The 13,837-nt window shown below is 66.2% G+C and carries 13 protein-coding genes; all 13 read left to right on the top strand.

Annotation, left to right across the window (positions count from 1 at the left end; translation table 11 throughout):
* Window positions 1-66 precede the first annotated feature (66 nt).
* Entirely contained in the window at window positions 67-1,629 is a 1,563-nt protein-coding gene (locus J2P76_RS17445; protein WP_207408934.1) for a DUF1254 domain-containing protein, read from the top strand.
* A 181-nt stretch (window positions 1,630-1,810) separates the two neighbouring features.
* Window positions 1,811-2,239 (top strand): ATP synthase subunit I, encoded by a 429-nt coding sequence (locus tag J2P76_RS17440; RefSeq protein ID WP_207408933.1) that lies wholly within the window; start codon window positions 1,811-1,813, stop codon window positions 2,237-2,239.
* Window positions 2,240-2,309: 70 nt separating this feature from the next.
* Window positions 2,310-3,191, top strand: coding sequence for a F0F1 ATP synthase subunit A (atpB, locus tag J2P76_RS17435; RefSeq protein WP_207408932.1), 882 nt, complete (start codon window positions 2,310-2,312; stop codon window positions 3,189-3,191).
* Window positions 3,192-3,304: 113 nt separating this feature from the next.
* Complete coding sequence (gene atpE, locus J2P76_RS17430; RefSeq protein ID WP_129968194.1) at window positions 3,305-3,547, top strand: F0F1 ATP synthase subunit C; 243 nt, start codon at window positions 3,305-3,307, stop codon at window positions 3,545-3,547.
* 148 nt (window positions 3,548-3,695) lie between these two features.
* Complete coding sequence (locus J2P76_RS17425) at window positions 3,696-4,166, top strand: F0F1 ATP synthase subunit B (protein ID WP_207408931.1); 471 nt, start codon at window positions 3,696-3,698, stop codon at window positions 4,164-4,166.
* A gap of 12 nt (window positions 4,167-4,178) precedes the next feature.
* The gene (locus J2P76_RS17420) at window positions 4,179-4,718 is read left to right on the top strand and encodes a F0F1 ATP synthase subunit delta (protein ID WP_207408930.1); all 540 of its coding nucleotides are present in this window, start codon (window positions 4,179-4,181) and stop codon (window positions 4,716-4,718) included.
* 30 nt (window positions 4,719-4,748) lie between these two features.
* On the top strand, window positions 4,749-6,290 hold the full coding sequence (atpA, locus tag J2P76_RS17415) for a F0F1 ATP synthase subunit alpha (protein WP_207408929.1): 1,542 nt from the start codon (window positions 4,749-4,751) through the stop codon (window positions 6,288-6,290).
* A gap of 99 nt (window positions 6,291-6,389) precedes the next feature.
* Window positions 6,390-7,295 (top strand): F0F1 ATP synthase subunit gamma, encoded by a 906-nt coding sequence (atpG, locus tag J2P76_RS17410; RefSeq protein WP_207408928.1) that lies wholly within the window; start codon window positions 6,390-6,392, stop codon window positions 7,293-7,295.
* A 43-nt stretch (window positions 7,296-7,338) separates the two neighbouring features.
* On the top strand, window positions 7,339-8,739 hold the full coding sequence (gene atpD / locus J2P76_RS17405) for a F0F1 ATP synthase subunit beta (RefSeq protein ID WP_207408927.1): 1,401 nt from the start codon (window positions 7,339-7,341) through the stop codon (window positions 8,737-8,739).
* Window positions 8,740-8,748: 9 nt separating this feature from the next.
* Window positions 8,749-9,174, top strand: a complete 426-nt coding sequence (locus J2P76_RS17400; protein ID WP_207408926.1) for a F0F1 ATP synthase subunit epsilon — start codon at window positions 8,749-8,751, stop codon at window positions 9,172-9,174.
* A 238-nt stretch (window positions 9,175-9,412) separates the two neighbouring features.
* On the top strand, window positions 9,413-10,234 hold the full coding sequence (locus J2P76_RS17395) for a helix-turn-helix domain-containing protein (RefSeq protein WP_207408925.1): 822 nt from the start codon (window positions 9,413-9,415) through the stop codon (window positions 10,232-10,234).
* A gap of 96 nt (window positions 10,235-10,330) precedes the next feature.
* On the top strand, window positions 10,331-11,404 hold the full coding sequence (gene hemE, locus J2P76_RS17390) for a uroporphyrinogen decarboxylase (RefSeq protein WP_207408924.1): 1,074 nt from the start codon (window positions 10,331-10,333) through the stop codon (window positions 11,402-11,404).
* 351 nt (window positions 11,405-11,755) lie between these two features.
* Entirely contained in the window at window positions 11,756-13,837 is a 2,082-nt protein-coding gene (locus J2P76_RS17385) for a primosomal protein N' (RefSeq protein WP_207408923.1), read from the top strand.

The following is a 13,837-nucleotide window of genomic DNA, read 5'->3' as shown; positions in this document are numbered from 1 at the left end:
AAAAAGGCCATCCCCTTCCGGGCGGGATGGCTGGCTCGTTTGCCAACAACGAACAAGGAGCCCCCCATGCATAACCGTCCATTTCCCCTCACACGCCGCTGGCCCCGGGCCCTGCTGGCCGGCGCGCTGGCCGCCGGCTTTGCCTGCGCCGCCCTGGCCCAGCCGCGGCCCTCGATGCGGCTGGTGTCCGAAACCCCGACGGCCGCGTCCAGCCCCGCCGTTACCGCCGAAGAATTGCGCGACATCGCGGTCGACGCCTACCTCTACGCTTATCCGATGGTGCTGATGGAGGCGACGCGGCGGGCCTCGACCCAGGTGCAGACACCGCTGGCGGGCAAGGCGCCCATGAATCAGTTCGGCCACCGCACGGTGTTTCCGGATCCCGGCGCCACCGACGTGGCCTGGCCCAGCACCGACATGCTGTATTCCAGCCTCTGGTTCGACGTTTCGCGCCAGCCGCTGATCGTGCGCGTGCCCGCCTCGGGCGGCCGCTACTACGCGCTGTCGCTGCTCGACATGTGGACCGACGAGTTCGCCTCGCGCGGCACCCGCACCACCGGCAATGGCGAGCAAACCTTCGCCATCGTCGGCCCGCACTGGCAGGGCACCGCGCCGATCGGCGCGGATGTCGTGCGCAGCCCCACCGGCATGGGATGGCTGATCGCCCGCATCCAGACTGGCGGGCCCAACGAATATGGCGCCGTCAACCAGTTTCAGGCCGGCATGACTGCCTCGCCGATGGCGGCGCCGCCGCCCGCGCTGGTCACCCCGCCGCGCCGCGGCGCGGCCAAGCCGGCCACCTGGCCGCAAAGCCCGGCCAGCCCCGGCTACGTGCCGGTGGGCGCGGCCCCGATGCTGCCGCCCCCGGTCTCGTCGGTTACCTGGAACGCCCAGGGCTCGCCCGGCCAGCAGGTGGCCGCCATGGACCCGGCCACGTTCTTCACGGTGTTCTCGGAACTGCTGGCCGCCAATCCGCCGCACGCCAACGACAATGCGATCCTGTCGCGCATGCGCCGCATCGGCCTGGCGGGCCCGCAGCCCTTTTCGTACAGCCGCCTCGACCCGGTGGTGCAGCAGGCGCTGGCCGACGCGCGTCCCGTGGCGGGGCGCCGCATCGCCGATGCGGTTGCCCAGTTGGGCAAGCCCATGAACGGCTGGAGCACGGTGCTGCATGGCATCGGCACCTACGGCACCGATTACACCCGCCGCGCCGCCATCGCCTATGCCGGGCTGGGCGCCAACACGCCGCAGGACGCGCTGTACCCGGTCACCACCATCGATGACGACGGCGAGCTGCTGCGCAGCGACGAAGAGTACGTGCTGCATTTCGACAAGGGGCAATTGCCGCCGGTCAATGCGTCGTGGTCCCTGATCCTGTACAACGCCGATCAGGGCCTGGCCGCCAACTCCATCGGCCGTTACGCGCTGCGCAGCACCGATCCCCTGCGATACAACGCCGACGGCTCGCTGGACATCTACATCCAGCGCGATGACCCGGGCCCGCGCAAGGCGGCCAACTGGCTGCCCGCGCCGCACCAGGGCAACTTCATGCTCAACATGCGGCTGTACTGGCCCAAAGACATCGCCCTCGATGGCCATTGGGCGCCGCCGCCAGTCAAAGAAGACTGACCCCGCCCGGGGCGGCCTTGCGGCCGTGTTGCAAAACCGGCGCCGGACTGATCCGGCGTCGGTTTCTTCATTTGCCCGACCAAAACGAATCACGCTATACTCTACGAGTTTGACGCTTGCGGGATAAAAACACGCGGTAAGCCTGCCGCGCCTGTCTTTGCCGCAAGAGCGGGGAAGCCTGATGCAAAGCCTGGTGGAACAGAATCCGGTGCTTACCGATGCCGATCGCGCGGCACTCGATGCCCAGGCTTGCCGGGGGCTCTTGTGGGTATTGGCGGCGCAGGGCGCCATGGGGCTCGCAGCGGCAGCAATTGCAGGGATCATTGCGGGTGCGGCGGCAGGGTTGTCGGCGTTGGCGGGGGCGGGGGCGTATTTCATACCCAATGCGTTGTTTGCATTGCGCCTGCTCATCAACGTCCTCAAGTCGGGCCGAACCAGCCCCGTTACTTTTTTCCTCGGCGAGATGGTCAAGCTGCTCATGACGGCACTGCTGTTGTGGCTGCTGTCGCGTGTGGCGCAAGGCTGGCTGGTGTGGCCGGCGGTGCTGCTCGGGCTGATCCTCACGCTGAAGGGCTATCTCGTGCTGTTGCTGTTCCGCAAGTTGTCGTAGCTGCTTAAAAAGATCATGTAAACGGCCGGCTCGCAAGATCCGGCCACATAGCAAACAGGGTAGGGTTCAAATGGCTGCTGCCAGCGACGTAACACCTCAGGCCGCGTACATACAGCACCACTTGGTGCACTTGAACAATATTGGCGAAAAGCAGTCCGTCATCGCCCAGTTCAACGTCATCAACTACGACTCGGTGTTCTGGTCCGCTCTCACCGGCCTGGTCGTGGTGCTGTTTCTCTGGCTGGCCGCGCGCCGCGCCTCTTCCAATGTGCCGGGCCGCTTCCAGGTCTTCGTCGAAATGATCGTCGACATGGTCGACGACCAGGCCAAGGGCATCGTCAACAACGCCAAGAGCCGCCAGTTCGTGGCGCCGCTGGCCCTTACCGTGTTCCTCTGGATCATCCTGATGAACGCGCTCGACCTGATCCCGGTCGACCTCATGCCCACCATCTGGCGCTGGACCGGCCTGGGTGCCCACCACGGCGACCCGCTCTACTACCACCGCATCCTGCCCACCGCCGACCTGAACGTGCCCATGGGCATGTCCATGGGCGTGCTGCTGCTGATGCTCTACTACGGCATCAAGATCAAGCACCCGGGCGGCTTCGTCAAAGAACTCTTCACGGCGCCTTTCCATGGCCATGGCATCGGCGCGCTGCTGCTGGCTCCCGCCAACCTGCTGCTCAACCTGATCGAATACGCCGCCAAGTCGGTGTCGCTGGGCATGCGGTTGTTCGGCAACATGTTCGCCGGCGAACTCATCTTCATGCTGATCGCCCTGCTGGGCGGCGCCTGGACGGGCCTGAACGCCTCCAGCATCAGCCTGGGCATCGGGCATGTGCTGGCCGGTTCGGTGTGGGCCATCTTCCACATCCTGATCGTGCTGTTGCAGGCTTTCATCTTCATGATGCTGACGCTGGTGTACATCGGCCAGGCACACGAAGGGCATTGACCCTATTCCTGGCGCGGGCAGGCCGCCCGCGCCCGGGGCGCAAGGTTTTCTTGCATTCCTAGCAGTACCGTTTTCTTACAATTTGACTTCAGATTTCTAACCAAGGAGTTGTCATGACCAACGTCGCTTTCGTTGCCCTCGCTTGCGGTCTTATCATCGGTCTGGGCGCTATCGGCGCTTGCATCGGCATCGGACTGATGGGCGGCAAATACCTGGAAGCTTCGGCTCGTCAGCCTGAACTGATGAATGCGCTGCAAACCAAGATGTTCCTGCTGGCCGGCCTGATCGACGCGGCATTCCTGATCGGCGTGGGTATCGCCATGTTGTTCGCTTTCGCCAACCCGTTCGCGGGTTAAGCCCGACGGTCCATGGCAACGCCCGCCGGCGCAATGGCGGGTTTGACGCCGGCGGCGGCGAAAATTTTTCGCCGCATGCCGGCAAAGTATCGAGTGCTCCGTGGCGCCCTTGACGCGTCCGGAGCCGCAAGGTGTTAAAGGAACGACCGTGAATCTGAACGCGACGATCTTTTTCCAGATGCTCGTGTTCTTCGTTCTGGGCTGGTTCACGATGAAATTCGTGTGGCCGCCCCTGACGAAGGCGATGGACGAGCGCCGCCAAAAAATCGCCGACGGCCTGGCCGCCGCCGAGAAGGGCAAGGCCGATCTGGCCCAGGCCCAGGCGCGCGTCAGTCTGATCGAGGCTTCTGCAAAATCCGAGAACCACGCCCGCATCATCGAGGCCGAGAAGCAGGCCGCCTCGCTGATCGAGCAGGCTCGCCGTGAAGCCGAAGCTGAACGCGCCCGCATCGTCGCCCAGGCGGCACAGGATGCCGCGCAGGAAGTTCAGCGTGCCCGCGATACGCTGCGCGACGACGTCGCCGCGCTGGCCGTCAAGGGTGCTGAACAGATCCTCAAGCGCGAGGTCGACGCCCGCGCCCACGCCGAGCTGCTCAACCAGCTCAAGGCGCAGCTTTAATCCAGGAACGCCATGGCTGAACTTTCCACTGTTGCCCGGCCCTACGCTGAAGCGATTTTCAGCGTGGCGCGTGACGACAAGGCCGGCTTGCCGGCCTGGTCCGACCTGATCGGCGAGCTGGCCCAGTTGGCCGCCCATCCCGACGTGCGCGAAGCGATGAACGATCCGCGCCTGGACGATGCCCAGCGCACCGGGCTGTTTACCGGCCTGGTCAAGGCCCAGCTGCCCCAGGCCGTTCGCAATTTCATCGAACTGCTGGTGGCCAACGACCGGCTGCTGTTGCTGCCCGTCATCGCCGAGCAATTCGTCGCGCTGAAGAATCGCCACGAAGGCACGGCGCAGGCGGAAATCACCAGCGCGTTCGAACTCAGCGACGCCCAGGTCAAGGAACTGATCGAGGCGCTCGAAACCAAGTTAGGCCTCAAGCTCAAGCCCAGCGTCACGGTCGATAAGTCGCTCATCGGCGGCGTGCGCGTGGCGGTTGGCGACCAGGTGCTCGATACTTCCGTACAAGCTCAATTGGCCCGCTTGCGGGATACGCTGGCCGCCTGACGCCAGACAAACAGGATTCCAGGAGTCAATATGCAACTCAATCCCTCCGAGATCAGCGAACTGCTCAAGAGCCGCATCGAGGGCCTGGGCGCTTCGGCTGACATTCGCACCCAGGGCGCCGTCGTGTCCGTAACCGACGGCATCACCCGCATCCACGGCCTGTCCGACGTGATGCAGGGCGAAATGCTCGAATTTCCCAACAACGTCTTCGGCGTGGCGCTGAACCTCGAGCGCGACTCCGTCGGCGCCGTGATTCTGGGCGACTACACCGGCGTGTCGGAAGGCGACCAGGTCAAGACCACCGGCCGCATCCTCGAAGTGCCGGTCGGCCCCGAACTGAAGGGCCGCGTGGTCAACACGCTGGGCGTGCCCATCGACGGCAAGGGCCCCATCGACACCAAAGAAACCGACATCATCGAAAAAGTGGCGCCTGGCGTGATCGCCCGCCGCTCGGTGTCGCAGCCGCTGCAAACCGGCATCAAGGCCATCGACTCCATGGTGCCGATCGGCCGCGGCCAGCGCGAACTGATCATCGGCGACCGCCAAACCGGTAAAACCGCCGTTGCCGTCGACACCATCATCAGCCAGAAGGGCAAGGGCGTCACCTGCGTGTACGTCGCCATCGGCCAGAAGGCGTCGACCATCAACAACGTGGTGCGCAAGCTCGAAGAGCACGGCGCCATGGAATACACCATCGTCGTGGCCGCCTCGGCTTCCGATTCGGCCGCCATGCAGTACCTGGCCGCCTACGCCGGCTGCACCATGGGCGAATACTTCCGCGACCGCGGCGAAGACGCCCTGATCATCTATGACGACCTGACCAAGCAAGCCTGGGCCTACCGCCAGGTCTCGCTGCTGCTGCGCCGTCCGCCCGGCCGCGAAGCCTACCCCGGCGACGTGTTCTACCTGCACTCGCGCCTGCTCGAGCGCGCCGCGCGCGTCAACGAAGAATACGTCGAGAAGTTCACCAACGGCGCCGTCAAGGGCAAGACCGGCTCGCTGACCGCGCTGCCGATCATCGAAACCCAGGCAGGCGACGTGTCGGCCTTCGTGCCCACCAACGTGATCTCGATCACCGACGGCCAGATCTTCCTGGAAACCGACCTGTTCAACGCCGGCGTGCGCCCCGCCATCAACGCCGGTATCTCGGTGTCGCGGGTGGGCGGTGCGGCCCAGACCAAGGTCATCAAGAAGCTGTCGGGCGGTATCCGTACCGACCTGGCCCAGTACCGTGAACTGGCCGCCTTCGCGCAGTTCGCCTCCGACCTCGACGACGCCACCCGTCGCCAGCTCGAACGCGGCAAGCGCGTGGTCGAACTGCTCAAGCAGCCGCAATACCAGCCGCTGCAAGTGTGGGAACTGGCCGTCACGCTGTACACGGTCAACAACGGTTACCTGGATGACGTGGACGTGGCGCAGGTCCTGGCCTTCGAAAAATCGCTGAAGGATCAACTCAAGGCCAAGCATGCCGGCCTGATCCAGCGTGTCGAAGACACCAAGGAACTGTCCAAGGACGACGAAGCCGAACTGGCTGCCGCCATCCAGGATTTCAAGAAGCACGGTGCTTTTTAAGGCAATGTCTGGCGTAGCGGCGGGCCTCGGGCCTGCCCTACGGTAGGGCGGGGCGAGCCCCGGCCGCATCCCGCCAAGCCGTTACAACAGGAAAGCGCAATGCCCGGAATCAAGGAAATCCGAACCAAGATCAAGAGCGTGCAAAACACGCGCAAGATCACCAAGGCGATGGAAATGGTCGCTGCATCCAAAATGCGCAAGGCGCAGGAACGGATGCGCGCGGGTCGTCCGTACGCCACCAAGGTGCGCGAGATTGCCGCGCACCTGATGCAGGCCAACCCCGAATACCGCCATCCGTACCTGACCGAACGCGACGCCAAGGCAGTGGGCGTGGTGCTGGTTACCACCGACAAGGGGCTGTGCGGCGGCCTGAACACCAACGTCAGCCGCGTGACGCTGGCCAAGCTCAAAGAATTCGAGCAGCGCGGCATCCGCGTGCAGACGACGGCGTTCGGCAACAAGGGCCTGGGCCTGCTGACCCGTATCGGCGCCAATCTGGTCTCGCAAGAAGTGCAGCTGGGCGACAAGCCCGACCTCGACCGCCTGCTGGGCGCCATCAAGGTCCAGCTCGACGCCTACCTGAGCGGCGAGATCGATGCGCTGTACGTGGCGTCCACCCGCTTCATCAACACCATGAAGCAAGAGCCCGTGTTCCTGCGTCTGCTGCCGCTCGCCAGCGGTTTGGATGACCCCTTCCAGACGGGCGCCGAGGCCCTGGCGGAAACTGCCGAGGTCAAGTCGAACTACGGCTGGGACTACATCTACGAGCCCGACGCCAAGAGCGTGATCGACGACCTGCTGCAGCGCTACGTCGAAGGCCTGCTGTACCAGGCCGTGGCCGAGAACATGGCCTCGGAACAGTCGGCCCGCATGGTTGCCATGAAGGCGGCATCGGACAACGCCAAGAAGGTCATCGGCGATCTGCAGCTGGTCTACAACAAGACCCGCCAGGCGGCGATCACCAAGGAAATTTCGGAAATCGTAGGGGGCGCGGCCGCCGTCTGAGCAGCCTGCATCCCGTCAAAATGCTATCAAGCAAGGAATCGACATGAGCAACGGAACCATCGTTCAGTGCATCGGCGCCGTGGTGGATATTCAGTTCCCCCGCGATCAAATGCCCAAGATCTACGAAGCCCTTACCCTGGCCGACGACACCTCGCCGTTCGCCGAAAAGGGCCTCACGCTGGAAGTGCAGCAGCAGCTGGGTGACGGCGTGGTGCGTACCATCGCGCTGGGTTCCAGCGACGGCCTGCGCCGCGGCATGAAAGTCGCCGGCACCGGCGCGCCCATCTCGGTGCCCGTGGGCACCGGCACGCTGGGCCGCATCATGGACGTGCTGGGTCGTCCCATCGACGAAGCCGGCGCCATCGAGCACGAAGAAAAGCGCGCCATCCACCAGGACGCTCCCCGCTTCGACGAACTGTCGCCGTCGGTCGAGCTGCTGGAAACCGGCATCAAGGTTATCGACCTGGTGTGCCCGTTCGCCAAGGGCGGCAAGGTCGGCCTGTTCGGCGGCGCCGGCGTGGGCAAGACCGTCAACATGATGGAACTGATCAACAACATCGCCAAGCAGCACAGCGGCCTGTCGGTGTTCGCCGGCGTGGGCGAGCGTACCCGCGAAGGCAACGACTTCTACCACGAAATGGAAGAGTCGAAGGTGCTGGACAAGGTCGCCATGGTGTTCGGCCAGATGAACGAGCCCCCGGGCAACCGCCTGCGCGTGGCCCTGACCGGCCTGACCATGGCCGAGAAGTTCCGTGACGAAGGCCGTGACATCCTGTTCTTCGTCGACAACATCTACCGCTACACCCTGGCCGGTACCGAAGTGTCGGCGCTGCTGGGCCGCATGCCGTCGGCGGTGGGCTACCAGCCCACGCTGGCCGAAGAAATGGGCAAGCTGCAAGAGCGCATCACGTCCACCAAGACCGGCTCCATCACGTCGATCCAGGCCGTGTACGTGCCCGCCGACGACCTGACCGACCCGTCGCCCGCCACCACCTTCCAGCACTTGGACTCCACCGTGGTGCTGTCGCGCGACATCGCCGCCCTGGGTATCTACCCGGCCGTGGATCCGCTGGACTCGTCCAGCCGCCAGCTCGACCCGCAAGTCGTGGGCGAAGAGCACTACGAAGTGGCCCGCGGCGTGCAGCAGACGCTGCAGCGCTACAAAGAACTGCGCGACATCATCGCCATTCTGGGCATGGACGAACTGTCGCCCGACGACAAGCAGGCCGTGGCCCGCGCGCGCAAGATCCAGCGCTTCCTGTCCCAGCCGTTCCACGTGGCCGAAGTGTTTACCGGTTCGCCCGGCAAGTACGTGCCGCTGGCCGAGACCATCCGCGGTTTCAAGATGATTGTCGAAGGCGAGTGCGACGCGCTGCCCGAACAGGCGTTCTACATGGTCGGCACCATCGACGAAGCCTTCGAGAAGGCCAAGAAACTGCAATAAGGAGCTCACATGGCTACCCTGCAAGTGGATGTCGTCAGCGCTGAAGAAGCGATCTTCGCCGGTGAGGCGAAGTTCGTGACGCTGCCTGGCGAAGCGGGCGAGCTGGGCATCCTGCCCGGGCACACCCCGCTGATTTCGCGCATACGCCCCGGGACGGTCAAGATCGTCCGTACCGATGGAGGCGAGGAAAACATCTTCGTCGCCGGGGGCATCCTGGAAGTGCAGCCGGGCATGGTCACCGTGCTGGCCGATACGGCCATCCGTGCCGCCGACCTGGACGAAGCCCGCGCCGTGGAGGCGCGCGAGAAAGCCGAAGAGGCCTTGCGCAACGCCAAGGACAAGGCCGACATCGCGGTTGTCGAAGCCGAGCTCGCCATGTTGGCCGCACAGGCCATCGCAGCCCGCAAGCTGCGCCAGACGCGCAACACGCACTAAGGCGCCACCGGGCGCCGCGCCATGCGCGGCGCCGCCAGGGCGAAAAAGGGCGGCCATTACGGCCGCCCTTTTCCGTTTTTGCGCGCGGCTACCTAGCCTGAAGTAGCGCATGGCGCGCGTCGCATCAACCTGTTGATACCCGTTTTACGTATAACCCGCAGTGTGGCAACTGCGAATATCGCCCTGCAGACCTGGCGCGTACGCTTGCTTTTTTTGCGTATGTTTCAAGGAGCCTGTCTTGCGTGAAACACTCGATTGCGCCGTACTGATGACACCCGGCCATGAGGCCTGGGTCCAAGACTGGGTTGGCCGCCAGCAGGGCCAGCAGGGCCGCCTGCGGCTGCATGCCCAGGAACTGTCCGCGCTGGCGCCGGGCGCGCCCGATACCCGCCTGCTGGCGCGGGCGCGCCTGGCGCTGCGGCGCTTCGACGGCTGCCTGGTGCCCGTGGCGCCGGCGTCGCTGTCATGGGTGCGCACGGTGCTAGCCAATGCCGGCGGCGGGCCGCGCACGCCCCTGGTGGCGCTGGTGTTCGACATCACCGCGCCCGCCATCCTCGACCTGCTGGCGCTGGGCGCCGCCGATTTCATCCGGGCTCCGGCCTGCACCGACGAACTACGGGCTCGCCTGATACGCCTGCGCCGCGCCGTGCAGCCCGCCGCCATGCCCGTGCCGCCCGGCACCCCGGGCAGCGCTGCCGGAGCCCCCCGCGTTCCCAGTGCCACTTACGCCGTCCGCGAACCGGCGCCGCTTTACGGCGCCCGCACCGCCTCGCGCCGGGCCGCCACGCGGGCCCGCCTCGAATCCGCCCTGGCCGCGCTGCACGCCCAGGAAGCCATCCAGGACGACGAGCCCTTCCGCCAGGCCAAGGCGCGCGTGGTGGCCGGCTTCGAACGCGAATACCTGCGCCGCGCGCTGTCGCGCCACGCCGGCAACGTGGCCCGGGCGGCGCGGGCATCCAGCAAGCACCGGCGCGCATTCTGGGCGCTGATGCGCAAGCACCGCATCGACGCCGCGCCCTATCGCCAGGGCGCCGACGGCCGTCCCGGCGCACCGGGCTAGCCGCGCCGTTCCTGGCCCGCGCGCGGCTTGTCCCGCATCGCGGCCGGCGCCTTCAGCGAAGGGTAAAATCACGGCTTCCGATTTTAAAGGATAGTCGTGTCCGCTGCTCCCCTGAAGAACGACGTGTTCTTGCGCGCGTTGCTGCGCGAGCCCGTCCCTTATACCCCCATCTGGCTGATGCGCCAGGCCGGACGCTATCTGCCCGAATACAACGCCACGCGCGCGCGCGCCGGCTCGTTCATGGGGTTGGCGCAAAACCCCGACTATGCCGCCGAAGTCACGCTGCAGCCCCTGGCGCGCTACGACCTGGATGCGGCCATCCTGTTTTCCGACATTCTTACCGTGCCGCATGCCATGGGCCTGGGGCTCGATTTCGCTCCCGGCGAGGGCCCGCGCTTTGCGCGGCCATTGCGCACTGAAGACGACGTGGCCCGCCTGGCGGTGCCCGACATGGAATCGCTGCGCTATGTCTTCGACGCCGTGGCCGTCATTCGCCGCGAACTCGACGGCAAGGTGCCGCTGATCGGCTTCGCCGGCAGCCCCTGGACCATTGCCTGCTACATGGTCGAAGGCCGCGGCAGCGACGACTATCGGCTCATCAAGACCATGCTGTACGCCCGGCCCGATCTGCTGCACCGTATTCTCGATATCAACGCGCAGGCCACGCTGCGCTACCTGAACGCGCAGATCCAGGCCGGCGCCCAGGCGGTCATGCTGTTCGACAGCTGGGGCGGCGTACTGGCCGATGGCCTGTTCCAGCAGTTTTCGCTGGCCTACACGCGCAAGGTGGTGGACGGGCTTGTCCGCGAACACCAGGGCCGGCGCGTGCCCGTCATCGTGTTCACCAAGGGAGGCGGGCAGTGGCTCGAATCCATCGCCGGCTGCGGCTGCGACGCCGTGGGGCTGGACTGGACGGTGAACCTGGGCCAGGCGCGCCAGCGCACCGGCGACGCCGTGGCGCTGCAGGGTAACCTGGACCCGATGACCCTGTTCGGCGGCGGCGCGGCCATCCGCGCCGAGGCCCGGCGTACCCTGGATGCGTTCGGCCCGGTGGGCAAGGGCGGCCATGTGTTCAACCTGGGACACGGCATTTCGCAGTACACACCGCCCGAAGTCGTGGCGGAGCTGGTCGACGAAGTGCACACGTACAGCCGCGCCATGCACGCCTGAGTAAGTGGCCGCTAGCGCGCTGGAAGGCTCTGCCAGCGTGTTCCTTGACCACACTTGTGCACAGCAGCGAGACAACTCGGGATAACCCGAATTAGCTGGCAGCGGTTCTGGAAAGCGTTTATAAGTATATGAATATAAAAAGGAAATAATCGTGTGGTGGCATGCCGGCATATGCTGCTGCGCTATTCATATTGACATGTGCCAAGGTTGTTGCATGTTTTTCCCCAAAGTTATCCACAGGCTGCTGTGAATTCAGCGTTTCACTCCGGCCTGACAATCTGTTAGCTGCAAAACCAAGAATTCACTTTAACTTGCAAAAGTCTTTCGCCATGCTTTCCGTTTTCGTTTCCCATGCCTGACGCGCCCGGCGGCAGCGGCTTGCATGCGGACATCTGGGTGCGTGTGGCGCTGGACGTTCCGCTGGCCGGCCTGTTCGACTACCGCGCCCAGGCCGTCGTGCCCGTGGGCACGCGCGTCATCGTGCCGTTCGGCCGGCGCAAGCTGGTGGGCGTGGTGGTCGACAATCCAGGGCAGCCGTCGGTCGATGCCGCCCAGGTGCGCGATGTCGAGCAGGTACTGCAGGATTTGCCGCCTTTGCCGGCCGACTGGCTGCGGCTGGCGCGCTTTGCGGCCGACTACTACCAGCGGCCGCTGGGCGAGGTGATGCTGCCGGCCATGCCGCCGCCGCTGCGCAAACCGTCGGCCTACCAGGGCAAGCGTTCGGGGCAGGGGCCGGTGGCGCGGCTGGAGGCGCGCAAGCCCAAGGCGGCGGCCGCGCCCACGCCGCCCGACCAGGCGCCCGAACTCAACGCCGACCAGCAGGCGGCCGTCGAGGCCGTTGCCGGCCTGGCCGGTTTCAAGCCGGTGCTGCTGCACGGCGTTACCGGCAGCGGCAAGACCGAGGTCTACCTGCGCGCCGCGCAGCGCGTGCTGGCGGCGGGGCGGCAGGTGCTGTTGCTGGTGCCCGAAATCAACCTGACGCCGCAGCTCGAAGGCGCGCTGCGCGCCCGCCTGGAATCGGTGCTGGGCGCGGATGGCCTGGCCGTCATGCACAGCGGCCTGTCCGACGGCGAGCGCCTGCAGGCGTGGGTGCGCGCGCAGCGGGGCCAGGCGCGCATGCTGCTGGGCACGCGCATGGCGATTTTCGCGCCGCTGGCCGAGCTGGGCCTGATCGTGATCGACGAAGAGCACGATGCCTCGTACAAGCAGCAGGACGGTCTGCGCTATTCGGCGCGCGACCTGGCCGTGTGGCGCGCGCGCGACCTGGACATTCCGGTGGTGCTGGGCTCGGCCACGCCCTCGCTGGAAAGCTGGCACCACGCATCGCGCGGCCATTACCTGCGGCTGGCGCTGCCGGGCCGCGCGCGGGCCAGCAGCCTGCCGGCGGTGCGGCTGATCGACACGCGGCGCCTGGCCATGCGCCAGGGCATGTCGCCGCAACTGACCGACGCCATCGGCCAGCGGCTGGAACGCGGCGAGCAGTCGCTGGTGTTTCTGAACCGCCGCGGCTACGCGCCGGTGCTGCACTGCGCGTCGTGCGCCTGGGTCAGCCACTGCCCGCGCTGCTCGGCCTTTACGGTGCTGCATCGAACCAGCGGCCGCGGCCATCGGCTGCACTGTCACCACTGCGGCTACCAGGCGCCGGTGCCGCGCGCCTGCCCCGAATGCGGCGACCAGGACCTGGAGCCCATGGGCCGCGGCACGCAGCGGGTCGAAGAGCACCTGGCCGAGCTGTTTCCCCAGGCGCGCATCTCGCGCATCGATGCCGACAGCACGCGCCTGAAGGGCAGCGCGCAAACCCTGTTCGCGGCCGTGCATGCGGGCGAGGTCGATATCCTGGTCGGCACCCAGATGGTGGCCAAGGGGCACGATTTCGCGCGCCTGGGCCTGGTGGGCGTGCTCAATGCCGATTCGATGCTGTTCGCGCATGACTTTCGCGCGCCCGAGCGCCTGTTCGCCCAGCTGATGCAGGTGGCGGGGCGGGCCGGCCGCCACAGCGGCGGCGGCGAAGTGCTGATCCAGACGGGCTACCCCGAGCAGCCTGTGTACCAGGCCTTGCTGCGCCACGATTACGCCGGCTTTGCGCGCCACGCGCTCGAAGAACGCGAGACCACCGGCCTGCCGCCGTTTGCCTATCAGGCGCTGCTGACTTCCGAAGCGCGCGAGCTGGCCCAGGCGCTGGCGTTTCTGCAGCAGGCGCGTGCGCTGGCCGCCGACAGCGATTTTCCCGGCATTGCCGCGCTGACCCTGTACGATCCGGTGCCGCTGCGCGTGGTGCGCGTGGCCAATATCGAGCGCGCGCAACTGCTGCTGGAAAGCACCAGCCGGCCCGCCCTGCAGGCGTTCCTGGCCGCGTGGTCGGTGTACCTGCCCGCCATGGCGGCCGAGGCGCGCGTGCGCTGGCAGCTGGAAGTGGACCCCCTTGAAATCTGA

It is taken from the genome of Bordetella petrii, assembly GCF_017356245.1.
GTDB lineage: Bacteria > Pseudomonadota > Gammaproteobacteria > Burkholderiales > Burkholderiaceae_B > Bordetella_A > Bordetella_A petrii_D.
Note: the sequence above shows the minus strand (reverse complement) of the source record. Positions and strands in the feature narration are given on the sequence as shown.